The 23478-nt window shown below is 37.8% G+C and carries 25 protein-coding genes and 1 pseudogene; 17 read left to right on the forward strand and 9 right to left on the reverse strand.

Annotation, left to right across the window (positions count from 1 at the left end; all coding sequences use genetic code 11):
* Window positions 1-275 precede the first annotated feature (275 nt).
* From NSQ14_RS03545 to NSQ14_RS03560, 4 genes and pseudogenes are all read right to left on the reverse strand, one after another.
* On the reverse strand, window positions 276-413 hold the full coding sequence (locus NSQ14_RS03545) for a hypothetical protein (protein WP_251246476.1): 138 nt from the start codon (window positions 411-413) through the stop codon (window positions 276-278).
* 69 nt (window positions 414-482) lie between these two features.
* Window positions 483-830 (reverse strand): DUF1048 domain-containing protein, encoded by a 348-nt coding sequence (locus tag NSQ14_RS03550; protein WP_034768180.1) that lies wholly within the window; start codon window positions 828-830, stop codon window positions 483-485.
* A 9-nt stretch (window positions 831-839) separates the two neighbouring features.
* Window positions 840-1187: pseudogene (locus tag NSQ14_RS03555) on the reverse strand (DUF1048 domain-containing protein).
* Window positions 1187-1510 carry a PadR family transcriptional regulator gene (locus NSQ14_RS03560; protein ID WP_197057067.1) on the reverse strand — a complete coding sequence of 108 codons (324 nt, stop codon included), beginning with the start codon at window positions 1508-1510 and terminating at the stop codon, window positions 1187-1189. The pseudogene NSQ14_RS03555 and the gene NSQ14_RS03560 overlap by 1 nt, the downstream one beginning before the upstream one ends.
* Window positions 1511-1703: 193 nt before the next feature.
* Here NSQ14_RS03560 and NSQ14_RS03565 point away from each other — a divergent pair, with 193 nt between their 5' ends.
* Window positions 1704-2504, forward strand: coding sequence for a CPBP family intramembrane glutamic endopeptidase (locus tag NSQ14_RS03565; protein WP_269920093.1), 801 nt, complete (start codon window positions 1704-1706; stop codon window positions 2502-2504).
* Between the two features lie 275 nt (window positions 2505-2779).
* Here the strand turns inward: NSQ14_RS03565 and NSQ14_RS03570 are convergent, their stop codons facing one another.
* A complete protein-coding gene (locus NSQ14_RS03570; protein ID WP_231553277.1) occupies window positions 2780-3295 on the reverse strand; it encodes an ABC transporter permease in 516 nt (171 codons plus the stop codon).
* A gap of 338 nt (window positions 3296-3633) precedes the next feature.
* Here NSQ14_RS03570 and NSQ14_RS03575 point away from each other — a divergent pair, with 338 nt between their 5' ends.
* From NSQ14_RS03575 to NSQ14_RS03585, 3 genes are all read left to right on the forward strand, one after another.
* Window positions 3634-4167, forward strand: a complete 534-nt coding sequence (locus NSQ14_RS03575) for an SRPBCC family protein (RefSeq protein WP_231553278.1) — start codon at window positions 3634-3636, stop codon at window positions 4165-4167.
* A 337-nt stretch (window positions 4168-4504) separates the two neighbouring features.
* A complete protein-coding gene (locus NSQ14_RS03580) occupies window positions 4505-5071 on the forward strand; it encodes a DUF4256 domain-containing protein (RefSeq protein ID WP_269920096.1) in 567 nt (188 codons plus the stop codon).
* 181 nt (window positions 5072-5252) lie between these two features.
* Complete coding sequence (locus NSQ14_RS03585) at window positions 5253-5894, forward strand: hypothetical protein (RefSeq protein WP_041845857.1); 642 nt, start codon at window positions 5253-5255, stop codon at window positions 5892-5894.
* Window positions 5895-5976: 82 nt separating this feature from the next.
* Here the strand turns inward: NSQ14_RS03585 and NSQ14_RS03590 are convergent, their stop codons facing one another.
* Window positions 5977-6918 (reverse strand): S66 peptidase family protein, encoded by a 942-nt coding sequence (locus NSQ14_RS03590; RefSeq protein WP_216408649.1) that lies wholly within the window; start codon window positions 6916-6918, stop codon window positions 5977-5979.
* Window positions 6919-7608: 690 nt separating this feature from the next.
* Here NSQ14_RS03590 and NSQ14_RS03595 point away from each other — a divergent pair.
* Window positions 7609-8472, forward strand: a complete 864-nt coding sequence (locus NSQ14_RS03595) for a methyl-accepting chemotaxis protein (RefSeq protein ID WP_216408641.1) — start codon at window positions 7609-7611, stop codon at window positions 8470-8472.
* Window positions 8473-8485: 13 nt separating this feature from the next.
* Window positions 8486-9946 (forward strand): aldehyde dehydrogenase family protein, encoded by a 1461-nt coding sequence (locus tag NSQ14_RS03600; RefSeq protein ID WP_346216879.1) that lies wholly within the window; start codon window positions 8486-8488, stop codon window positions 9944-9946.
* Between the two features lie 413 nt (window positions 9947-10359).
* On the opposite strand, the gene NSQ14_RS03605 is transcribed toward NSQ14_RS03600, so the two are convergent.
* Together NSQ14_RS03605 and NSQ14_RS03610 are read right to left on the reverse strand one after the other, a co-directional pair.
* The gene (locus NSQ14_RS03605; protein WP_346216880.1) at window positions 10360-10815 is read right to left on the reverse strand and encodes a MarR family transcriptional regulator; all 456 of its coding nucleotides are present in this window, start codon (window positions 10813-10815) and stop codon (window positions 10360-10362) included.
* Between the two features lie 92 nt (window positions 10816-10907).
* The gene (locus NSQ14_RS03610; RefSeq protein WP_346216881.1) at window positions 10908-11435 is read right to left on the reverse strand and encodes a glutathione peroxidase; all 528 of its coding nucleotides are present in this window, start codon (window positions 11433-11435) and stop codon (window positions 10908-10910) included.
* Window positions 11436-11905: 470 nt separating this feature from the next.
* Between NSQ14_RS03610 and NSQ14_RS03615 the strand changes: the two genes are divergently transcribed.
* From NSQ14_RS03615 to NSQ14_RS03655, 9 genes are all read left to right on the forward strand, one after another.
* Window positions 11906-12730 (forward strand): MBL fold metallo-hydrolase, encoded by an 825-nt coding sequence (locus tag NSQ14_RS03615; RefSeq protein ID WP_346216882.1) that lies wholly within the window; start codon window positions 11906-11908, stop codon window positions 12728-12730.
* A 655-nt stretch (window positions 12731-13385) separates the two neighbouring features.
* Window positions 13386-14381: a sugar-binding protein gene (locus NSQ14_RS03620; protein WP_251242273.1), complete on the forward strand. Its 996-nt coding sequence runs from the start codon at window positions 13386-13388 to the stop codon at window positions 14379-14381.
* Window positions 14382-14397: 16 nt separating this feature from the next.
* The gene (locus NSQ14_RS03625) at window positions 14398-15840 is read left to right on the forward strand and encodes a sensor histidine kinase (RefSeq protein ID WP_328188203.1); all 1443 of its coding nucleotides are present in this window, start codon (window positions 14398-14400) and stop codon (window positions 15838-15840) included.
* The gene (locus NSQ14_RS03630) at window positions 15837-17255 is read left to right on the forward strand and encodes a response regulator transcription factor (RefSeq protein WP_346216883.1); all 1419 of its coding nucleotides are present in this window, start codon (window positions 15837-15839) and stop codon (window positions 17253-17255) included. Before NSQ14_RS03625 ends, NSQ14_RS03630 begins: the two co-directional genes overlap by 4 nt.
* Window positions 17256-17356: 101 nt before the next feature.
* Window positions 17357-18655, forward strand: coding sequence for an ABC transporter substrate-binding protein (locus NSQ14_RS03635; RefSeq protein ID WP_095142347.1), 1299 nt, complete (start codon window positions 17357-17359; stop codon window positions 18653-18655).
* Window positions 18656-18903: 248 nt separating this feature from the next.
* A complete protein-coding gene (locus NSQ14_RS03640) occupies window positions 18904-19875 on the forward strand; it encodes a carbohydrate ABC transporter permease (protein ID WP_095142346.1) in 972 nt (323 codons plus the stop codon).
* The gene (locus NSQ14_RS03645) at window positions 19875-20696 is read left to right on the forward strand and encodes a carbohydrate ABC transporter permease (protein WP_095142345.1); all 822 of its coding nucleotides are present in this window, start codon (window positions 19875-19877) and stop codon (window positions 20694-20696) included. Before NSQ14_RS03640 ends, NSQ14_RS03645 begins: the two co-directional genes overlap by 1 nt.
* A gap of 205 nt (window positions 20697-20901) precedes the next feature.
* On the forward strand, window positions 20902-21288 hold the full coding sequence (gene gloA2 / locus NSQ14_RS03650) for an SMU1112c/YaeR family gloxylase I-like metalloprotein (protein ID WP_034768249.1): 387 nt from the start codon (window positions 20902-20904) through the stop codon (window positions 21286-21288).
* A gap of 169 nt (window positions 21289-21457) precedes the next feature.
* Entirely contained in the window at window positions 21458-22003 is a 546-nt protein-coding gene (locus NSQ14_RS03655; protein WP_346216884.1) for a cupin domain-containing protein, read from the forward strand.
* A 112-nt stretch (window positions 22004-22115) separates the two neighbouring features.
* Here NSQ14_RS03655 and NSQ14_RS03660 read toward each other — a convergent pair whose 3' ends face one another.
* Window positions 22116-22391 (reverse strand): aminotransferase class IV, encoded by a 276-nt coding sequence (locus NSQ14_RS03660; protein WP_346207290.1) that lies wholly within the window; start codon window positions 22389-22391, stop codon window positions 22116-22118.
* Window positions 22392-22474: 83 nt separating this feature from the next.
* On the opposite strand from NSQ14_RS03660, the gene NSQ14_RS03665 reads away from it, so the two are divergent.
* Together NSQ14_RS03665 and NSQ14_RS03670 are read left to right on the forward strand one after the other, a co-directional pair.
* On the forward strand, window positions 22475-22969 hold the full coding sequence (locus tag NSQ14_RS03665) for a GNAT family N-acetyltransferase (protein ID WP_346207022.1): 495 nt from the start codon (window positions 22475-22477) through the stop codon (window positions 22967-22969).
* A gap of 18 nt (window positions 22970-22987) precedes the next feature.
* Window positions 22988-23476: a diadenosine tetraphosphate hydrolase gene (locus NSQ14_RS03670; RefSeq protein ID WP_346216885.1), complete on the forward strand. Its 489-nt coding sequence runs from the start codon at window positions 22988-22990 to the stop codon at window positions 23474-23476.
* The last annotated feature ends 2 nt before the right edge of the window (window positions 23477-23478 follow it).

Below are 23478 nucleotides of genomic sequence, written 5' to 3' on the forward strand. Positions count from 1 at the left end.
TGGTCGAAAACCACTCAATTTTGGCGACGAAACCTAATCTCGTCACCATTTTGAAGTGAAAAATGCTCTATTTTGACGACGAAACCCGATCTCGTCACCGTTTTGGGGTGAGAAATGCTAAATTTTGACGACGAGCCCTGTTCTCGTCACCATTTTGAGGAGAGAAACTCCATTTTTGGGCGACGAAACCTGATCTCGTCACCATTTTGAGGCGAGAAACACCATTTTTTGACGACGAAACCTGATCTCGTCACCGTTTTGAAGTGAAAAATGCTCTATTTTGGTGACGAGCCCTGATCTCGTCGCCATTTTGAGGCGGGGAACTTGATTTTTTGGCGACGAGACCCGATCTCGTCACCATTTTGAGGCAAGAAACACCATTTTTTGATGACGAGCCTGAATCTCGTCACCATTTTGAGGCGAGAAACTCCATTTTTTGACGACGAGCCCGAATCTCATCACCATTTTAAGATAAGGAATTTTCATTTCTTATCCGTCACCTTTTTCATAGCCTTGTGAACGTCTTGGTCAACTGACTCTTGATAGATGTTGGCGTAGGTTTTTGAATCTTTGATTAATTCGTCGCAGAAAGCCGCTACGTCATTTCCCGTCATTTCAAGTACGCTTTTCCCCGAGGCAGCACCTTCTTCAAACAGATCGACAATTCCCGAGAGCAGACCCGTCATCTCAGTTAGCTCAACAGGGCCGACCTTAAAGAGATATTTTTGAATCTCCTTATAAACAATCTGATAATCTTGCGGAAGGGCCTTGACACGCGCCACGTGAGCTCGCCACTCGTTTTTTCCTTCAATGATATCTCGTATGCTCATGTTATCCTCCTACTTACCTAATTTTTTTGCGATATTATTGTTGAGTTGTTCGCGCCACTTGTCACGAATGGACTTTGCCCCCTCTTCTCCGGCAAGCGCTGAACAGAAGCCTCTGATATCGTCACCCAAAACCTCTTGAACACGCTGACCGTCCGCCGCCGTTTCCTCAAACAGGCCAAGCACACGGTCGAGAATTGGCATAAGGTTGCGACCGGTGAAATCCGTGTACGCCCAAAGATTGGCATTAATCTCTACCTATGCCGCTTGATAATCAGCCGGTAGCTTCTTGACTCTCTTTTCAAAAATTTTAAATTCCCTCGTCATGTCGCTACCGGTAATTTTCTCCCAAAAATTCATTATTTTTCCTCCTTCAGCTCGTTAATTTTTGATGATACAAACGCCCATTTTTCCCAGAACTTCCGCAGCTCTTCACGTCCTGCGTCGTTGAGCGTGAAAAACTTTCGTGGCGGTCCCATATCGGAAGGCCTTTTGGTGATCTCTACCAACTTGTTTTTTTCAAGCCGGATGAGGATGGTGTATACCGTTCCTTCCACAACATCAGTGAAGCCGAGAGCATTCAGCCGTCTTGTAATTTCGTAGCCATAGGTTTCTCCGCGGCTGATAATTTCAAGGACACAACCTTCAAGCACGCCTTTAAGCATTTCCGTTAAGTTTTCCAGCACAATCACCTCATTACTACTTTGTATGACTGGTATGAAGTATTACCTAGTACCGGTATATAGTATCACTTAATAGGACGGCTGTCAATAGGTTATTGCCATGTTAAATTGAAAAATACGCAAATGCCTTTGAGGTGGTATAATAGGGATAATAAGTCTCGCTTAATAAAATACACAGTCATCGGAGGTAGTAATGAAAAAGTTGGTAAGTACGATTTTAAAAACAGTGATCTTTTTTCTTGGATGGGTAATTTTCATTTCTTTTACGCCCGATATACTAACGAATAATCAGGCATATATGCGATTATGGTGGGAATTTGCGCCATTTGCTATACTGATTTTATTTTCTGTTATTTTTATTTCGTTAATTGAAAAGGGTAAAATTAAAATCCCCGTAGCTTCAAGATTCTTTAAAAATTCTATAATAGGTGTTTTAATAGGTGTCTTATGGTTGGGGAGTGTAGTCGCTGTCCTTTTCCTAACAAAAACAATGAATATACAAGATCAAAACAATATTGATTACATATGGCTTTGGATTGTGGCGTCACTGTTGAATGTTGTAATGCAAGAATTGTTGGTGAGAGGTTATCTATATCAATTATGGAAGCAAAATTATAATGTAATTGTGGCAACCGTTTTAACTACTATTCTATTTGCTGCGATGCATGGTGGAGCATTTGAAGCAGGTATTATCCCCGTGCTTAATGTCGTTTCAATGAGTGTATTTGTAACATTGCTCTTAGAATACACAGGTACAATCGTGGCACCAATCATTGCTCATTTTATTTGGAATACGATTGGGGCGATTATCTTTGGCGGTGTTTCCTTGGCTAGTGATTATCCACATCTATTAAACAGTACGTTTCAAGGGAATTCATTCATATCAGGTGGCAGCTTCAAAATTGAAGGAAGTATAATCGTCTTAGTTGTTAATTTACTTCTAATTACAACCTTGTTTATTTTAATTAAAAGAACGGATTCAAATAACCGCTAGTTGCCGGTGCTCTTTTTATCGTTACTCATTACATAGGTAGGAAAATCATTCGAAAAGTCGAGTTGCCGGTGCCCCACACTTTGGGTGATGTATTTATAAAAAATATAACAAGTGAACTTAGAAGTTATTATTTTCACTATGGGGAGACCGGTTCAGGCGTCCTTTTAAAACTGCGTATCGCGGAGTCGCCAATAGACTCGGTCTCACAAGGTTTTTTTCATTAATGCCTTGGGGCTTTCAATTATCAAAATTTTCAGCAAAATCAAATATGTATTTTACTCATTTGACTTCAGCGCCTCAATCATGTTGATGTGTTTCAACTTTAAATGAGTAACTACCATAACAATCGCCGAAAAGACAGTAGTCATTGCAGCTGAAATAAGATAACTTTCCCATGGAATGATTAGCGGAAACGTAACTAAATCAGATGATGCCATCGTTATAATGAACCATGTCAACATTTTTCCGATTCCAAAGCCAACTAATATCCCAAAGATAGTAAAGATAACATTTTCTCGAACAATATACATGGTTACTTCATTATCAAAGAATCCAAGAACTTTAATAGTGGCTAATTCACGTTCGCGTTCGGATATATTGATATTCGTTAGATTATATAGGACAACAAAAGCTAAAGTTCCGGATAAGACAATGAATATTAATACGACTGGTTGTAGACTTCTTGATAGAGAATCTTGCTTTTCAACTTGTGTACTAATAAAAGAAGTATTCTGGACTTTATCTGTATCACGAAGTTTTTGAGATAATTGAGCTTCTTGATTGTTAGTCAAATTTTTAGTCTTGACTAAATATGAATTTGAAACAAAATGATGGTTACCACCCAAAAAGCCCATTTTCCAAGAACATCACGCTCAAATAACAATATATTGTGTCTTGATAAAGAACAATAATACTATATTTGGTGCAAATATTTTTATTAAACCTTTTTGGGTGCTAATCATTAAGTGAATTATATGGCTGTAAAAGTATATGTGTATGCTATTCAAAACCATATTATGGAGTGAGGAATTTTGTCATAAAATGAGGTATGGTTCAAGAATAAATGAAATCTTTTCCAAGTGACAACGGATAACGATGTAACAATTGTACTGCCAAACGAAGGAAAAAGGTGAAGTTGCTTTGGAATCTCGTTATTTTTGTGACAATAAGAAAAACAGGAGAAGTGATTAAGATGAATGACAGGTCGAAAAGAACGGACACCGTATCGAGAATCATTATGGCACCACCGCACGCAGTCTACCGGGCATTTATGGATCTGAAGAAGCTCGTTGCATGGCTTCCACCAACAGGGATGGAAGGCAGAATAGATACGTTCGACGCAAGGGAAGGCGGCATTTATCGGATGACGCTTACCTACCTGGATTCGGATCATCAGACAGGCAAAACCTCTGACAACACGGACGTTAGGCAGGGTGAATTTCTCGAACTTGTTCCGGGCAAGCGGATTGTGCAACGGATCGTTTTTGAATCTGAGGATCCTGCTTTTGCTGGAGCCATGACTATGACTTGGAATCTGGATGAAGTTCCGGGGGGCACCAAAGTTACGATTGTCTCCGAGAACGTACCAGTAGGTATTAGGCAGGAAGACCATGAGGCCGGGATGAGTTCCACACTCGCCAATCTTGCTGCTTTTCTTGAGTAAATATGGAACACGGGGGCCTTATCTATGATTTAAGACAGTTCGCTCCTTATTTTAACGAAAGGAAAAATGCCTTTATTTTTTTGCTTTAGTAGTTGCAATTTTTAAAAAACTTGTTATAATCAAAACACAAACAAACGTTCTTTAAGTAAGGGCAATAAATATTTAATGGCTGGAAAAGTTCGATATTTTGGATCAATGTTTTTTAAAAGGGCGGAATCTTCAAACGCCTTTAAAGGGAATTTTTTCGATTAGGCAACTCTATATTGAAAAATATTTTTAAGAGCCTTTAGTAAAATTAAAAACTTGTACGAATCAAATGAAGGGGAGAGGTTTTAGTATGAAAAAAGGAAAAAGCCAGTTGTCACCGGAACAACAGGAAAAACTACTAGAAATATTGAAGACCCGATTTGAGAAAAACATGAATCGCCATAACGGATTTGAGTGGGAGAAAGTACAAGCCAAGCTAGAAACGAATACTGAAAAATTATGGTCGCTATATGAGATGGAAAGAACTGGAGGTGAACCTGATGTTGTTGGTTTCGACAAAGAGACTGGAGAATTTATTTTTTATGATTGTTCACCAGAAAGTCCTAAAGGTCGCAGAAGTGTTTGCTATGACCGTGAAGCGTTGGAGTCTCGGAAAAAACATAAACCACAAAACAATGCGATTGATATGGCTCGTGATATGGGAATTGAAATTTTATCGGAAGAACAATACCGGGAACTGCAGAAACTTGGCCATTTCGATACGAAAACATCCAGTTGGGTGAAAACTCCTGAGAATATAAGAAAACTAGGTGGCGCCATCTTTTGTGATCGCCGCTATGGTACAGTCTTTGTGTACCATAATGGAGCAGATTCCTACTATGCTTCCAGGGGCTTCCGGGGTTCACTAAGGGTCTAATTTTTGTTGACAGGCTGGAAAGAAGTGATTAAATCTAAGGAAAGGGGAGTGACCGGCTAAATTGCTCCTTGTGCTAAGGAAGTTGCCAAGTTAGTATATATTTATAGTGGTTTATCTTCTTAGTGATTTGTTTTTCTTTATCATCATATCTGGTCATAAGACAAAATTGGGAGAATTTATTATGGATATTGTAGAAAAATATAAAGAGTACAGAAAAATCCAAGTTGGATTGCATAACAAAATACTAGAAAAATGTGTTAGTAAAAAGGATTTCAAAGAATCTACCAAACGTTTGGGGATTTATAAAAATAATGTGATGGTACTTGAATCCGTTTATGAAAAGGATGTAATTTTTGATTATAATACATATGAAAATATCAAAAATGGAAAAAACTCTGTATCTGCATTTATAGAACTTGGAGAGGAAACGACGCCACAGGAAGCTGAGTTACTAGCTGCCATGCAAGAAGCAACTACAAGTCTGTATGAAGTTATTGAGTGCCAAAAGGAAAATGGAATCATTCTACTAAAGGATTTAATGGGTGATTCAGATGTTATTTTTAAGGTTATCGATATTGGTTTGAGTGAAACATTAAATGAAAACTTTCTCTTATTTACTCGATTAGTTCATCTTGCTGATTTTAGTATGACAACAGGCCTTTGTTTTATTTTTTCCATTAATCATAAACAATATTTATTGAAAAGAAGTAGAAGGTTGATGAAAAAAATAAATAGCGGGGATTCATCTTTAGATAGATTCATTGCATTTTTTCATCTTAATCGATCAGATGGGGAACCAATGAAGTTTAATGAGATAAAATAGCAAAAACCTAATTTCCATTTTTAAAGAGTTTCATAAGTCTCAATAAAAAGAAATGACGTACCTCAGGCGCATACATCATTTCTTAAACGTTCGGATTTTCCAGCTGAACAGTTGCTTCAAGGACAGTTAGTGAGGGTTCGGTTGCATTGAGACGAACAGTGGCACCGATTGGAATAGTTGTCTTATAATAACCGTGACCTGTAGCAAGATTTGCAATCATCGGCTTTCCTAATGGAACTAATAATGCGTTGATTAAATCATCAAACGTTGTCCCGTAAGAAACGAGACAATTGGTACATTGACCGATGACAATGCCAAGACAATCATCGAACTTACCCGACATAAGTAACTGAAGTAAATAACGGTAAATGGTATTTGATGGCGCATTGGTTTCTTCTATAACGAATATTTTTCCGCTTGTGTCAATTTCGTACGGGGTACCGAGTGTATTCACTAATGAAGTTAAATTCCCACCTATAATTGGTCCTGTTACATTTCCGGGAACTAAACTCCTTAAAGCGATGTTGGGCGGATTTTCAATGATTCTTGGAGAAGTTATTGTCGATGTGGCTTCAAAAAACTGATCGAAATTGTAAGCAGGCGTATTTGGTCGAAAATCACCGACCATCAAACTATGAAATGTAAGTAAATTGCTAAATTGATAGATAATATTTAATAATACGGTCATATCACTATAACCGGAAATAATTTTTGGATTCCTACTGATCACGCCAAAATCTAAATAAGGGAAAATCGACTGAATCCCGGTCCCTCCACGAGTTGCCAGTATCATGTTTATACTTGGGTTGGTAAACATATCCATAAGATCTGCTGCCCTTTGATCAGCAGGTGCTGCAACAATTCCGTCATATGAGAAGACATGTCTGCCCAAAACAACATGAAAACCGAGATTTCTTAGTGTTTGTATACCAATGTTAATCGTTGTTTGGTTAAGGATTGGACTACCCAGTGTAACAAGTCCAATCGTATCTCCCCGTTGTAACATCCGTGGTTTTTTCGCGATAATTCCTCACCCCAAACTTCCGGTTATTTTCTCTCGTCTTAACGGCGAGTCAAGACCCCCACCTCAAGATACCCGAGTTTACAAAGAAGATAGGTGGGGGACGGTCTGCCTGCATGCGTCCGATTGGTTAGTTCTACTTTATCCCGTACAAACAGTCACTAAATCTTCCTCCTGTCCGCTTAAGGAAAGTCAAAGATGTAAGTTAGGAAGATCAAGTGTCAGTAAAGTGGGGATGAAGAACCCTCACTGCTGGAAGTTTCACCTTATCATTACTTAAATGTATTATCCAAAAGAGCGAAATATGATTATTTTTGATGTGGATGGCCCCAAAGATTCACCTTCCCTTGATTCACAAAATTGGAGAACTGATAGGCCTAGAGTTCACAACAAATTCCCAGGAAACGAAATATGGCTGCACTTGTTTTTTAGTAAATAAAGACAAATAGATTTTTTTGAGTTTTAAAATAAGGAAAGTAATTATACAAAATTAATTATAAATATCTCTATATTTTATAACAACACACGTAAACCTCAGAAGTCTTGGAATGAATCGCAATTACGAATAATTAATCGGATAATTTAGGTCATTTCAATTAATTACTAAAATTTACTTAAAAACATTCCCTTTTTGCCGATATAAATTTATGGATTGTACTAGCTATCCAAGAGCTGAAAGGAGTAAATGAAAAAATGAACCAAGATTATTCTCAAGATAGAGAATATCATCCCCTACTTAAAGCGTTTGTTGAAGTAGCCCCGTATTTTCAAATGTTGGTAAATGAAGATATTACAATTGGAATTTATGATACGGAAAAATTAATCCAAAATTTTCCTGCAAAAACATTTTCCCTTAATGTGACACCGGGGGATCCTCTTGTTGAAGGAGATATTATCACGAAGGCAATCCGAGAAAACAAAAACCAAGCGATGGTAGTACCTGCTGAATTGTTTGGTGTAAATCTGATTGCTCGTGCGGTTCCTATCCATGATGAAAACAGACATGTGATTGGTGGCGTGGGAGTTGGTTTAAATGTTGAAAAAGCCAATAAGTTATCTGAAGTTGCTTCCAATCTCTCCGGCGTTTTTAATGAGGTAACAAATACCATTCAAGAAATGGCTGTCTCGATTACTCAACTTGCTGACAACATGAATTTTATTTCTGATAAGGCAAATGAAGTAAATAATAGTGTCAATCTTATTGAAATGGTATCTAATGTTGTTAAAGAAATTGCTGATCAAAGTAATTTGCTCGGATTAAATGCAGCAATCGAATCCGCACGAGCTGGTGAACATGGAAGGGGCTTTTCAGTAGTAGCCGATGAAATTCGTAAAATGGCTACCAATTCAAAAAACCAAGTTAATGAAATACAATCGATTACCAATCAAATAAAGAATGTAATTAATACACTTAATCAAAATGTTCAAAAAGCAAGCACAGAATCAGATTCCCAGTCTGCAGCTATTGAAGAATTGACTGCAACAATGGAGGAAATTAACACAAACTTACAAAATTTAGCCAAACTAGCCAAGGAAAATATTGAACTTAATCAATGATGGAGGAATAAAAATGATCAACTTTCGAAAATTATCTGGTCAATATATAAATGGAGAATGGAGAGACGGGAATAGTAGTCTCGTGATGGAAAATAAAAACCCATATAACGGGGAAATTCTTGCAACGTACAGAGCTGCAAATATGGATGATTTAAATGCTGCATATATATCGGCACAAACGGCACAGAAACAATGGGAAAAAACCAATCCTGTTGTTAAACGAGGGGTTTTTGAAAGAGCTGTTGCTTATATAGAAGAAAATCATGAGGCAATTGTAGACATTATAATTGATGAAATTGGCGGGACAAGATTAAAAGCAGAGTTTGAAATTGATCTTGTCAAAAATATGATTAAAGAGGCATCTACTTTTCCGATGCGTATGAATGGAACGATTTTACCGTCTCCAATTGATGGAAAAGAAAACCGTGTTTATAGGGTTCCTGTTGGTGTTGTCGGTGTCATCAGCCCTTTTAATTTCCCGTTTTTTTTATCAATGAAATCTGTAGCTCCTGCATTAGCCACAGGAAACGGGGTTGTTTTAAAGCCACATGAGCATACACCGATTACCGGAGGGACGATGATCGCAAAAATATATGAAGAAGCCGGCCTTCCAAAAGGTTTATTAAATGTAGTGACAACAGAGATTTCGGAAATAGGGGATACTTTTGTTGAGCATCCTGTTCCACGTGCAATATCCTTTACCGGTTCATCCCAAGTGGGTAGGCATATTGGTGAAGTCGCAGGAAGAAACTTAAAAGAAGTTCATTTGGAACTTGGCGGTAACAGTGCACTTGTTGTATTGGATGATGCCGATATTGATTTAGCTGTTAGTGCCGCTGTTTTTAGTAGATTTACTCATCAAGGACAAATTTGTATGTCGGCAAACCGCCTGATTATTCATGAAAAGGTTTATGATGAGTTTCTTGAAAAGTATCTTGCAAAAGTTTCATCTCTTACTTGTGGTGATCCAAGAAAGCCGGAAACAATCATAGGGCCACTAATTAATGAACGACAAGTAAGAAATACCGTTGCCCTTATTGAAAAAGGTATTGCAGAAGGTGCAACACCGATCCTTAGAGGAAATGTGGTCGGAAACATAATAGAACCCGTTGTGTTTACAAACGTCACTCCGGACATGACTATTGCTAAGAAAGAATTTTTTGCTCCTGTTGTATGTATTATGAAAGTCTCCAATGATGAAGAAGTTCTTGAATATGTTAATAAGACCCCATATGGTCTAAGTGGCGCTATTCATACAAGGGATGTTGAACATGGGGCTGAACTGGCAAAACAAATGGATACCGGAATGATCCATATTAATGATGGAACAATTAATGATGAACCAAACGTAGCATTTGGCGGTGTTAAAAACTCAGGTGTTGGTCGTTTGAATGGAGAATGGAGTTTAGACGCATTTACAACATGCAAATGGATTTCCATACAACATACAAAACGAGCATACCCATACTCTTAAACAGAAAATTTCCAAATAATGGGGGCTTGACCAAGCTTCATTGTTGGAGATTTTGAAACAAATGGTGATTTATTAAAATTTCCGGTTAATTGAAATTACCTTGAATGAACCGGAAGTTGCTACTGGACAGTTGGATAGAATTGAAAGAGCTGTAATGAGTCTTGATGAAATGCCGGAACGATTCCATCTATATGAAAAAGAGCCTTGGTAGAGGACTCCGACAGTTCCCTGTTGACAATTTTATACTTCTGAAATTAGAGATAAAACTGTTACAGTTATCCGGATAATGTATGAAGGCCGGGAAATTGATAAGCAATTAAAAAAATCTGTTCTGTAATTTGTCAAATCATTTGTTTTTCAAAGAAAGCCGATTACCAAATTAGGGTAACGGCTTTTTTAATATAGAAAAAATATTATTTCTTTCCTTCCGTTGAAGTGAGTTTACTGGCCAATTTTTTGTGAAGATTCTGTAGTTGCCTCATCAGTTGCTCGTATTCTTCATATTCGATGTTACATGATTGGACTTCATTGGTAATTTTTTCAATGATTGCTTGTTTTTCTTTTATCGCTTTTGGCTTGAGGGAAATACAGACTTTTCGTTCATCGGTTGTGGAACGTTCGCGACTCACCCAACCATTTGCTTCCATTCTTTTGATCATCGGTGTCAAAGTACCTGTACCTAAATTTAACTTTTCACCTAATTCTTTTACTGTTAGGCCATCCTTTTCCCAAAGTGCTAATAAGACTAAGTATTGGGGATAGGTGAGACCAAATGATTGAAGTGCTTTCGAGTATAATTTATTAAATTGACCGGCTGCTTCATAGATTGCAAAACAAAGCTGATGATCCAATGTAAAAAAATCCTTCAAAATCGTTTCTCCTTTTTTAGCTAATAGCATATAAGTGTACTAGAGTGACTTCGGTAGCATTACCTCGCAAGCGAAAATATTTTTTCGCTGAACTACGGTTCTGTTCTCGCCAAAAGGTTCGGACGCCCGAGTTTTCTTTGTAATGACAATTGTTGAATGATATCTTTTTCGATTTTACCAGGGGTTGTTGTAGGTGCATAGCGCTCTACCACTTGTCCGTTTCTATTGACAAGAAATTTCGTGAAGTTCCATTTAATATCTTTAGAAAGAACGCCACCTTTTTGTTCTTTCAGATAAGTAAATAGTGGATCTGCGTTTTCTCCATTTACATCGATTTTTGCGAACATTGGAAAGGTCACACCATAATTTACCTGACAAAATTGGGTTGTTTCCTCAATATTATCAAATTCTTGGTTGTTAAATTGGCTGCACGGAAACCCTAAAATTTCAAAACCTTGATCTTTATATTTGTTATAAAGTTCTTGGAGGTCTTTGAATTGAGGCGTTAACCCACATTTGCTTGCAGTGTTGACAATCAGTAAAACTTTTCCTTCAAAGTTCTTAAGCGATTGTTCGTCACCATTCGTTTTTTTAACAGTATAATCATAGACCGTTTTCATTTTATGCCCCCTAACAAAATTGAAAGTTAATAACACATCGTAATAAAGAGACCACTAAAAAATTCCAGTAATATCTATAAGATTCCTCGTCAAACTAGGTTTTTCATGTAGTTCGCCGTGTATATTATGTAAGTGAACGTATTCAGTAGTCTCATAAATAAATCGTATGCATTTTAATCGTACACGATATATTAATGAATTTCAATAATTGGGGATGTATATTTTCTATTAAAACGTGAGTATCGCACCTACGAAAACCAATAAATCAGTAAGACCAATTGTCGTCACCATTTTTAGCCAAGCCACCCCTTTTTTGCCGACAAACCAAATCCCGTAGCAAATCATGACCATATATAATCATGCACCAAAATTGGATTATCGGACAACATCCCAAGTTGCACAGAAAAACGAGTGAATAGTCATTCACCTTATGATACAATTAAAAATAATCAAATTCGGGATGTGGGTCTATGTTGTTTAAAAAGAAATTTGAGGAACAGACAGTGAATGGGGTAAGAATGGGGAATGGGACGGTTGCGTTTCGAGGTGTTAAATTAAATGTTCATTGCTTTTTCATTGATGGTGTGTTAATTGATACGGGGGCCCAGTCGTTGCAACGGTTTTTCACGCCATTTTTCCAACAGCTTGATATAGAAAAAGTAGTAATTACCCATTTTCATGAGGATCATACCGGATGTGCGGCTTATTTGCAGGAAAAATTTCAGGTTCCGATTTTCATGAATGATCTCATGATTAACTATTGTACGAAAAAGGCAGATTATCCGATGTACCGTCAAGTTTTTTGGGGAAGGCGAAAACCGTTCCGTGCAGAAGCGATTGGGAAAACTTTTCAATCTGCCAATGCATCTTGGACGGTTATCAACACACCCGGCCATGCCATTGATCATCTTGCTTTTTTAAATGAGGCCACAGGGCAGCTTTTTACCGGAGATCTTTATTGTCAGGAAAAGACAAAGGTGGTTCTTCGGGAGGAAAATATTCTGGAAATTATCGCATCATTAAAAAGAGTCTTAACTTATGATTTTGAGGAAGTGTTTTGCAATCACGCCGGCTTCCTGAAAAACGGGCGGAAAGCTTTGGAGCGAAAATTGGATTATTTGTTGGACCTCGAAGGAAATATTGTCAAACTATATAGGGAAGGGAACACGCCGGAAGAAATAAAAGACCAATTATTTCCGAAAAAATATCCGATTACATTTTTCTCTTCCGGCGAATGGGATTCGATTCATATCGTAAACTCCATTATTAAACATCATGAAAAAGTAAGTATTTAACTTGACCAGCAAAAACGCCGCCACTCAAATGTTTGTAAGTCGCAAATAGAACGCTCTGTATTTTTTAGCAAGAAGGGGAGAGTTGAAAAAATTGAGCTCTCTCTTTTATTTTTTCCATCCTCAAAAAAATTTACTAACACCACACTAAATCCTTCAAAAATACATGATTCTGCCAATATTCCCCTTCGTCGCAAGCAAAAAGTATTTGTCAAAATTACTTTGACATTCGGCAGAGTAGCCAATCATCATTCATTCCGCTGCATTCGTTTTCTTAACAAAAAATGCGGAATTAACGAACATCATTCATCCGCACTGCATTCGTTTACTTAACTAAAAAAAGAATTGCCAATCATAATTCATCACTGCATTCTTTTCCTTAACAAAAAAAGCAGAGTAGCCAATCATCATTCATCTGCATTCATTTCCTTAACAAAAAATGCAGAGTTACCAATCATAATTCACCACCGCTACAACCATTTCCTCAACTAAAAATTGACATAACCCGCATTTTACATAATGTTTTCAAGCAAGTTGGAGAAAAGCCATAACATAAAAAACCATTTTTGCAGGAGTTATTCATCTTTTTGAAGAAATATCAGAGATAAATATACTTAAAAAATTGCGAATCTCCATCTTTCCAATGAGGTGATACCGATTGAAAAAGAAACTGGTTTACTCCATATTTGCTCTAGCTTTTCTAATCAGTGCGTTTCTTATGTTTTTTTACGGTCAACAAACTTTTTATGTAAAAAAAGAGACGAGTACCACCGAGCCAAAATATGATTATCATTTCGTTCTAATCCCGGAAGAAGAGGACAATGAATACTGGCGTCAAGTTGAAAAAGGGGCGAGGGATGCTGCGGAAAAACAGGGGGTGTATTTAGAATACATCGGGCCAAAACGTGCCAATCTCAATGATCATGTGAGAGTTTTTGACAAAGAGATTGCCGGAAAAGTGGATGGAATTATGGTACAGGGTTTATCCAATGAAGCGTTTACTCCGCTTATCAATAAAGCGGTTGAAAAAGGAACCTCGATTATTACGATTGATACGGATCTGCCGGAAAGCAGAAGGGATGTCTATGTCGGTACAGATAACTATATGGCCGGTTTTATGGCGGGGAAGGCTTTCATTGAAGATACGAAAGGTGAACAAATGGTAGGCATTGTTATTGGACGTAATGATGCCATTCACCAGCAACTTCGAGTGGAGGGTTTTAAAGAAGCGGTAAAGAATGAATTAAGAATAAAAATCGTTGGCATGAAGGAATCGAATATATCAAAAACCGGCGCGGTACAAGCTACATATGACTTATTGAAAGAGAATCCGAATATCACGGCTTTTTACGGTACAAGTGCATTAGACGGGGTCGGAATTGCGCAAGTCATCCGGACGATGCGGCCATATTCCGATCCGTATGTCATCACATTTGATACCTTGCCTGAAACTATCCAACTTTTAGAAGCTGAGGAAATCGATGCCATCGTTGTTCAACATCCATATGAAATGGGATACACTGCAGTAAATATGCTGGTTGAATTAAAGAAGGGCAACCATCCGGAAAAAATTCAGCATACCCCGACAAGTATCATACGGAAAAATGACCTGAACCAGTTTTTGCAGGAACATATTCAAGAAAATAACAAGTAGAAGGAGTTCTCAGGTTATGAAGTCAATCCGGAGTAAACTGATTACTTATTTTTTCGTCTTTGTTATCTTATTTAATATCGTTGCAACCGCCATTTTTTTAAGCAGTAATCAACTGATGAAAACATATAATTCCAGCTTCGAACGCTTTCTCTTATTCAATTCCATTTCGCAAAAGACAAATGAACTGATTGAAAAAGTGAACCGTTTTGTTGTGGAACGTGATTCACATGATGTTATCGACTTTCAAAAGATTCGTAGAGAGATTGAGAATGAAAAAATTAAATTAACGAAAAAAATGGATGGAATCGACCCGTATCAATTAAAAAAATATGAAAATGTGATTGATACATTGATTGTAGAAGGGGAACTGACAATCGGTTTTGCGATTCGTGATAATATCGATATGTATAATGACCACTTGGAAGAAGCACAAAATACCGCCATCTATTTAAAAGAAATAACGCTTGACTTAATTGATTTGGAATTGACGGAATACCAGTCTTTTTATCAGCAGTTGAATGAGCGAAATGATGCGTTTCGTCAATTTATTATTTATTTGTTTTTAACATCTGTTCTTTTGGCAGTCTTTTTCGCTCTTTGGTTTTCAAAAGAACTTAATGAACCAATCCAGGTGCTGACGAATATGGCCAGGGAAGTTTCAGCGGGAAAATTAGACGGAAAGACAATTGAAATCCAATCCAATGATGAAATGAAGATTTTAGGGGAAGCTTTTAATCAAATGCGCGGGAATATTCGTGAATTAATTCAGGAAATGCAAAAAAAGTCAGAGCAGGAACAACTCATGAAAGAACTGGAATTAAAACATTTACAAAATCAAGTGAATCCGCATTTTTTATTTAACACATTGAATACAATCTCAAGGATGGCTTTTTTAGAAAATGCCGATCAAACAACAAGATTGATTGAATCGGTTTCTTCCCTTCTCCGCTATAGTTTAGGAGATTTGGAGAAATCAGTACCATTACGTGAAGAGGTAAAAGTGGTAAAAGACTATTTCTACATCCAGCAAACCCGCTTTTTTGATCGAATTACCTTTCATACCGATATTGATGAGGGCTGTCTTGATACACGTGTACCGCGGCTGATTTTGCAACCGCTAGTAGAAAATGCTTTTATTCACGGGATTGAAGGGAGAGAAGAAGGTGGGGAAATTTGTTTATCAGTTCGTGATGCCGATTCCTGTATTATTGTTGAAGTGGCCGATAATGGTGTCGGGATGAGTGAGTCAATCATTCAAAAGTATCGTCATTTAACAGGAAGCGATAAAAAGAAAGGACATACCGGTCATTCGACGGGACTCGGGTTGGAAAATGTCATGCGTAGACTCCAGTTGTTTTTCGGGATGGATAATTTGGTGCAGATTTTATCGGAACCGGAAAAAGGGACAAAAATTCAGCTTCACCTGCCTAAATCGACATTGAGAGGTGATGAACAATGAATTTATCGATTGCTTTAGTGGATGATGAAATGATTGAAAGAAAAGCGATGCGTAAAATAATCGAGGACCACTTTGGGAAGACCATAATCTGCGGCGAGGCGGCAAACGGAAGACAAGCTATTCAGTTGGCCGATGAAAAAAGACCGAACATCATGTTGATGGATATAAAAATGCCGGGTATTGACGGTCTGGAAGCGATTGAACGGATTAAGGAGAAACATCCGGATATAAAGTTTATCATGATTTCTGCCTATGACTCGTTTGACTATGCAAAGCAGGCGATGAAAAAAGGAGTGAAAGAATATATCTTAAAACCGGCGACGAAAGAAGAAACCATTCAAGCTATTTTAAATGTATATCGGGAAATTGCCGAAGAACAAATGAACCAGGAGAGGAAAAAGTATGCCGCAGAAATTGCCAAAAAACATTTTTTACAACAAATAATGGACCAAAATATCACAAAGGATTTGCAGACGATAAAGCAAGAATATTTTCCGACAATGAAAGCCGGGTTCTTTCTCGTTATCGACTTGGAACGTGAAGAGGAACGGGAGATACTTAGCAGAAAAATTACGGAAACATATAGGTATTCAATTATCCAAGAAAAAAACAGAGCTCCTTTCATTATGCTTATCATGAGTGAAGACACAGTCGATAAAGCCGAGGTGCTTCGTTTTGTCAGGATGTTATTTTTGACATCAAGCGGGAAAAAATGGATGGGCATTGGTGGTATCTATGAACAGCTGCAAGACTTCCCAAGATCATTTAACGAAGCATTATTGGCACTCGGACAATTAAAGATGCAAAATCGCGGCGGGTATGGTTTTCCGACACATACAGAGGCCGCTGTTCAAGAAATTTTGAAGGAAATACTCGATTGTTTATTACAAAATGATGTGATACGGGCTATTAAACATGTAAAGCAAACGGATGAAGAAAACTTACAACGATTGTATGTACTGATCAAACAAAACTTACTTACAAAAGGAATCGATATTCAAAACTGTTACATAATTAATAGCAAAAGCATGAGTGAGTGGGCGTCGTTTTTACATCAATGTTCATTATCTGTACAGCAATTTTACCGGTCTCAAGGTTATGTTGAGCGGGCAAAACAATATATCCGGAATCATTTCAATGAATTGCTAACTTTAGAACAAGTGGCGGAAAAAGTGGAATTAAGTCCCCCGTATTTTGCAAAGATTTTTAAAGAAGAAACGGGAAAAACCTTTGTTGATTATGTTACGGAATTGAGACTCGAAAAGGCTAAAGAACTGCTTTTACAAAATCAGCTAAGCTTTAAGGAAATCAGTTTTGCTGTCGGATATCGGGATCCGAATTACTTCAGTCGGGTGTTTAAAAAATATTTTCATATGTCACCACGTGCATTCCGGAACACCATCTTAAAAAAATGAAGAAATTGTTAAAATCGTACAGAAAAAAGGAGATAGGCACTTCTTTTTTATTATTATAATTGGAATGGAAGCGGTAACAAAAAATCAGAGGGGGAGAAAGAATGAAAAAGTTTCGTATATTGTTAGCTTTCTTGCTCGTTGTTTCGTTCGCGCTGGCGGCTTGCAACAATTCGGAAAAAAGCACCGGCTCAGGCGATGGGAAAAACAATAAGGAAAGTTCTAAAGCAGCAAAGTTAGAAATTTTTAGCTGGTGGACAGGGGCCGGTGAAGAGGACGGTTTGTTGGCATTATTGGATTTATTTAGTGAAGAGTATCCGGATATAAAGGTTGAAAATGCTGCTGTAGCCGGTGGTGCAGGAACAAATGCAAAAGCTGTATTGGCCAGCCGGATGCAAGGAAATGATCCGCCTTCCACTTTCCAAGTTCACGGTGGGGAAGAATTGAATGCCAGCTGGGTTGCAGCGGGGAAAATGGAACCGTTGAACGATTTATATGAGAGTGAAGGCTGGAATGATAAATTCCCGCAAGATTTAATTGATATGGTCAGTAAGGATGGAAAGATCTACTCTGTACCGGTAAATATCCATAGAAGTAATGTTTTATGGTATAACAAAAAAATATTTGAAGAAAATGGTTTGCAACCGCCTGCCACGTTCGATGAGTTTTTTGCGGTTAGTGAACAATTGAAAGATAAAGGAATTACACCATTGGCACTTGGAGATAAAGAGCCATGGACAGCTACTCATATTTTTGAAAATATTTTACTGGCAAAACTCGGTCCGGATGATTATAAAAAACTTTGGACAGGTGATATCTCCTTTAAAGATGATCGGGTTGTAAAGTCGGCAGAAATTTTCGCTAAAATGATCGGGTATATTAATGATGATCATAGTTCCCGTAACTGGCAAGACGCTTCCCAATTAGTTGCAAACGGTGAAGCGGCCATGAATATTATGGGAGACTGGGCAAAAGGGTATTTTGTTAATGACTTGAAATTGAAAGTAAATGAAGACTTTGGCTATGTGGTAACTCCCGAAACAGACGGATATTTTATGGTCATTACCGATACATTTGGTTTACCTAAAGGTGTAAAAAATCCGGACGATGTCAAGAAATTTTTAGGTGTACTTGGGTCGGTGGAAGGTCAAGATGCATTTAATCCGTTAAAAGGTTCCATCCCTGCACGTATTGATGCGGAAGTATCAAAATATGATGAATACGGTAAAGCTGCGATGGACGATTTCAAAGCAAGCAAACTGACGCCTAGTCTGGCCCACGGTTCGGCTGCACCGGAAGGATTTTTAACAAGAGTGAACCAAGCTGTAAATATTTTTGTTACCCAAAAAGATGTTGATCAATTTATTAATGCACTGGAGACAGCCGCACAAGAGTTGAAATAGATCGGACGGAAGAAAATGGGGGGCAATCATCCCCCATTTTCCATTCAAGGATATTTTGAATGATATTTATGGAGGCAACCTTTGCATAAAAAAATCAAGAAGTCATGCGGTAGGAAGAATAAATAAATTTTAAAAAGAACTTTGTAAAAATAATCGGTAAATTTAGGCAAAACGGGATGTTTTTTGTTTTTAATGCAAATCGAATCGTCCGAAACATAGTTAAGAAGTCATGCAGAGGAGGGGTGGATATGGAACCCGCAAAAACTGTACATGTAAATCAGCAACCGATTGTGCAAGTAAAGAAAAGAAAAAAGCTAACAACAGATCGCTGGAAGTCCATTCTTTTCTTAACACCATCAGTTATATTAATCGCTATTTTTGTATATGGATTTATTGGTTGGACGGGATATGTATCGGTTAGTAATTGGAATACGATCGTACCTGATTTTTCTTTTGCCGGAATGAAAAATTACCATTATTTATTGAATGATTTCCGCTTTCAAGCTGATTTGCGCAATACACTTGCCTTTACCGTATTATTTATCGCTTTGGTTATCATTTTAGGAATGGGATTGGCGATTTTGCTCGATCAGAAACTTGTTCGTGGGGAATCCATCTTTCGCAATATTTTCTTTTTCCCGATGGCTTTATCATTTGTTGTAACCGGGGTCGTTTGGCAATGGATTTTAAACCCGTCGACCGGCATTAATCTTTTTTTGAAAAATTTTGGGATTGAACCGAAATGGTACACAGATACAAATATTTTAGCCGGATTTGAATGGGGGAAAATTGAATTTGGTCTGCCGGTTGCCATTATAGCGGTAGTCATTGCGGCAGTTTGGCAAATGACCGGTTTTGCTCTTGCCATGTATTTGGCCGGGTTAAGAGGGATTCCCGATGATATACGGGAAGCGGCCAGGATGGATGGCTGTACAGAATTTCAGCTTTATCGAAAAATTATTATCCCATTATTGAAGCCGATTACGGTCAGTGTCATTATTATGATGGCCCATATCTCGCTGAAAATTTTTGATTTAATATATGCGATGACCGGTCCGGGGGCAAATTTTGTTACCGATGTTCCGGGGGTTAATATGTTTGAAACAACGTTCCGCGGAAATTATTATGCAAACGGTGCAGCCATTGCGATAATTATGCTGTTAAGTGTTGCCATCTTTATCGTTCCGTATTTATGGAGTAATCGAAAGGGGGAATCGTAATGGGTATTTCAAAAATTCGCCGTCCCCTTTTATATATTGTTTTAATTTTATTCAGTTTCTTCTTTTTAATCCCGGTTTATGTCATGCTAGTGACAAGTGTCAAACCGCTTGATGAAGTAAACTTAGCAGACATGTGGTCACTGCCGTCAGCACTTGATTTTTCCAGTTACAGCGAGGCATTTGGAAAATTGGCTCCAAACTTGTTGAATTCCTTTTATTTAGTTATACCTGCAACCATAATATCTGCTCTATTAGGGGCAATGAATGGCTATGTAATATCGAAATGGAAGTTTAAAGGCTCGGAGATAGTATTTACGGGGATTTTGTTTGGTATGTTTATTCCTTATCAAAGTATTTTAATCCCGCTTATTCAATTTTTACGGGAAATGGGTTTGTATAATACAATAACCGGTCTTGTTTTCGTGCATGTTGTCTACGGAATTCCGATTACGACATTGATGTTCCGCAATTTTTATGCGAATATTCCCGATGAAATGATTGAATCGGCAAAAATGGACGGAGCCGGATTTTTAGGGATTTTTCGCTATATGATTTTGCCGCTGTCGATTTCCGGATTTGTGGTAGTCGGGATTTGGCAGTTTACGAATATTTGGAATGAATTTTTATTTGCGGCAACAATTACCCAGTCCGATCAGCAGCCAATCATGGTCGCCCTGCAGAACCTGTCCGGCAGCCAAATCGTTCAATGGAATGTACAGATGGCCGGTGCTCTCATTGCCGCGTTACCGACATTGCTCGTGTATATCTTCCTTGGCAAATATTTTGTCCGCGGACTGTTGGCCGGTTCAGTGAAAGGATGATGGAACTAACCAATTTCGCCCAACTTAATCAACATAATCCCAAGAGTGAAAAAATTCTTGGGATGATATGTTTTTGAAAGCAAACGTGTTGGCAAATATGAGCAGACGCCTCTTTATGCAACAAGCCACCTTTTCCCGGGAAATTCGCTCGGGTAAAGGGTTCTTTGTTATAATTGAACAGTATAAATTACTCGGAGGTATTAGTATGAAACTGGAATTTATTCATCATGTAGCGATTATTTGTTCCGACTATGAAAAGTCAAAACATTTTTATACCAAAATACTTGGTCTTCCAATCATTCAAGAAACTTATCGGAAAGAACGGGACTCATATAAACTTGATTTAGCTGTTGGGGCGAATAGTCAAATAGAGTTGTTTTCTTTTCCAAATCCGCCAAAGCGACCAAGTTATCCGGAAGCAGCCGGTCTTAGACATTTGGCATTTGCCGTTGTGTCGGTGGAAGAATGGAAAACAGAGTTGGAAAACAAAGGCATAGACGTTGAACCGATCCGAATTGACGAGCTTACCGGTAAACGATTTACATTTTTTGCAGATCCGGATGGCCTACCGATTGAAATTTATGAAATATAATTGTTTAGACGTCTCTCAAGGATATTAAAGTAAAGTTTTTCAAGGCAAGTTATTCTTTAAAACATTGATCGAATTACATACTGGAAGCTCATTCTCTTTCCTTTTGTAAAGTACATTAACTGGGTATTTTGCATAGGATACTTTGAAAATATTTGAAGGGAATGAGAACATGTATTACTATGTTTCCTATTGTTGTCCACCTCCTTATTATGTCAATGTACCGATAAATTCTTATCGTGAGTTGCCTTTTTATGGAACCGATTCGAATGGTAACCCTCAATATCAGGCACAAAGAGTGAACAATCAGACGTCCATCAGAGATTACGGGCCGGAACCGTTTGTGGTGGATATCGAGGAAGTTACGAAGCGAAACAACACCTTCCGAACAGCCCTCTGGACCGGTAATCATTTACAGGTGACATTGATGAGTTTGAAGGTAGGGGAAGATATAGGTTTGGAAATTCACCCGGAAGTCGATCAATTTTTACGTGTAGAACAAGGTCAAGGTGTTGTTCGCATGGGAAGAAATCGTAATAACTTGAATTATGTGAGAAGAATACACGATGATTCGGCGATAATGGTCCCGGCCGGTACTTGGCATAATGTGATTAATACCGGGAATGTCCCGCTGAAATTGTATTCAATTTATGCACCACCACAACATCCACGCGGAACCGTTCACGCGACGAAAGCTGAAGCAATGGCAGCTGAGTAAGATTTACCAAAGAAACTACAAGTGAAAAGATGGATAATAGATAAAAAATTGAAGCAATCTCGTGGACAAAATGGGTTTAGAAATATGCCAAATCGTCCACGAGACCTTATCCTCACTTACTTTCGATTCGTTCAACCTCGACCCATTTTCTTACGCTATTAATCAACCAAATCTTTGTGCATGTGTTTAAGTCTGCAAGTTTTAAGGTTTTTTCGCTAATGTTCCCTAGCTTTAGCAGAAATCCCCGATATGTCCCGGCGAGAAGACCGCTTTTTACAATCGTTGTATGACCAATCAGTTCCAAAATTGAATGATATATTTTTATTATTCCATCCTGCTTTTTAAACAATTGATACCTATAAAGATAGTATACTTTAAACTTTTTCATATACAAATTGAAAACAACTGTTTCTTAACATCCGCTTATGATAAAATAATAAAAATATTTTATATAAATAAGGTGGGTTTTCGGTGGAAATTAGACTAGCGCAACTAGATGATAAGAAAGCCATTCTTTCAATTATAAAAAATGTAGTAATAGATATGAGTTCACAAGGAATCAATCAATGGGATCAAACTTATCCAAATGAAGAAGTTGTGACGGAAGATATTTTGGACAGGGAGGTTTATGTGGCTTCCGAGGATACGGTCATAAAAGGCGTCATTACATTAAATGAGTATCAAGATGAAGAATATGAAACCATTCCCTGGAAGTATAACGGAGATAAAATCTTGGTTATCCACCGGCTATGCGTGGATCCGAAATTTCAAGGAGCGGGTATTGCAACTAAGCTATTAAACTTTGCCGAGCTGTTTGGAAAACAAAATAACTACTCGGCTATCCGCTTAGATTCCTTTACAGAAAACAAAGGCGCGTGTAGATTATATGAAAAGCACGGTTATGAAAGGCGCGGATTCGTCACGTTTCGTAAAGGGGACTTCATTTGTTTTGAAAAAAAATTATAAAACCCACAAGGAGATTTTATGAGAAAAATTATCTTATCGAATGGACAAACCGTTGAAGTTGAATGTTTAAGTTGTGCGCTAACAAGTGGAGTGATGGAACCGGACGCGCAAGTTATTACCGAATCGGAATATTTTCATGCACACCAAGATGTTGCCTATCCAATTAAAGGTTTGGTAATCCTTGCATCCAAGCGGCATTTTACCAGTTTTGACGAAATGACCGAAGAAGAAAAAATGGATTATATAACGGTATTGACCAAAATTCGTAAAGCTCAGAGAAATGTTTTGGGAATTGAATATGTTTATAATTTTTATAATGAAGACACTACGCACCATTTTCATACTTGGATGGTACCAAGATATGAATGGATGTACCAGTTCGGACGTTCAATCGAATCGGTTCGCCCCGTATTACTCCATGCAAGAAATGAAATGAATACGAAAGAACACAATGAAGAAATAAGAGAAGCGATTCAGAAGTTAAGGAAAGAGCTGACGGAAATGTAAGT

The organism is Caldifermentibacillus hisashii (assembly GCF_039654145.1).
Lineage (GTDB): Bacteria > Bacillota > Bacilli > Bacillales > Caldibacillaceae > Caldifermentibacillus > Caldifermentibacillus hisashii.

Bases quoted from the DNA above. Each gene is read 5' to 3' on its own strand.
- NSQ14_RS03600 (WP_346216879.1), top strand. From the start codon at position 8,486: ATGATCAACTTTCGAAAATTATCTGGTCAATATATAAATGGAGAATGG.
- NSQ14_RS03630 (WP_346216883.1), top strand. From the start codon at position 15,837: ATGAATTTATCGATTGCTTTAGTGGATGATGAAATGATTGAAAGAAAA.
- NSQ14_RS03610 (WP_346216881.1), bottom strand. From the start codon at position 11,435: ATGAAAACGGTCTATGATTATACTGTTAAAAAAACGAATGGTGACGAA.
- NSQ14_RS03645 (WP_095142345.1), top strand. From the start codon at position 19,875: ATGGGTATTTCAAAAATTCGCCGTCCCCTTTTATATATTGTTTTAATT.
- NSQ14_RS03655 (WP_346216884.1), top strand. From the start codon at position 21,458: ATGTATTACTATGTTTCCTATTGTTGTCCACCTCCTTATTATGTCAAT.
- NSQ14_RS03580 (WP_269920096.1), top strand. From the start codon at position 4,505: ATGAAAAAAGGAAAAAGCCAGTTGTCACCGGAACAACAGGAAAAACTA.
- NSQ14_RS03565 (WP_269920093.1), top strand. From the start codon at position 1,704: ATGAAAAAGTTGGTAAGTACGATTTTAAAAACAGTGATCTTTTTTCTT.
- NSQ14_RS03595 (WP_216408641.1), top strand. From the start codon at position 7,609: ATGAACCAAGATTATTCTCAAGATAGAGAATATCATCCCCTACTTAAA.
- NSQ14_RS03550 (WP_034768180.1), bottom strand. From the start codon at position 830: ATGAGCATACGAGATATCATTGAAGGAAAAAACGAGTGGCGAGCTCAC.
- NSQ14_RS03660 (WP_346207290.1), bottom strand. From the start codon at position 22,391: ATGAAAAAGTTTAAAGTATACTATCTTTATAGGTATCAATTGTTTAAA.
- NSQ14_RS03670 (WP_346216885.1), top strand. From the start codon at position 22,988: ATGAGAAAAATTATCTTATCGAATGGACAAACCGTTGAAGTTGAATGT.
- NSQ14_RS03545 (WP_251246476.1), bottom strand. From the start codon at position 413: ATGGTGACGAGATTCAGGCTCGTCATCAAAAAATGGTGTTTCTTGCCT.
- NSQ14_RS03615 (WP_346216882.1), top strand. From the start codon at position 11,906: ATGTTGTTTAAAAAGAAATTTGAGGAACAGACAGTGAATGGGGTAAGA.
- NSQ14_RS03635 (WP_095142347.1), top strand. From the start codon at position 17,357: ATGAAAAAGTTTCGTATATTGTTAGCTTTCTTGCTCGTTGTTTCGTTC.
- NSQ14_RS03625 (WP_328188203.1), top strand. From the start codon at position 14,398: ATGAAGTCAATCCGGAGTAAACTGATTACTTATTTTTTCGTCTTTGTT.
- NSQ14_RS03585 (WP_041845857.1), top strand. From the start codon at position 5,253: ATGGATATTGTAGAAAAATATAAAGAGTACAGAAAAATCCAAGTTGGA.
- gloA2 (WP_034768249.1), top strand. From the start codon at position 20,902: ATGAAACTGGAATTTATTCATCATGTAGCGATTATTTGTTCCGACTAT.
- NSQ14_RS03640 (WP_095142346.1), top strand. From the start codon at position 18,904: ATGGAACCCGCAAAAACTGTACATGTAAATCAGCAACCGATTGTGCAA.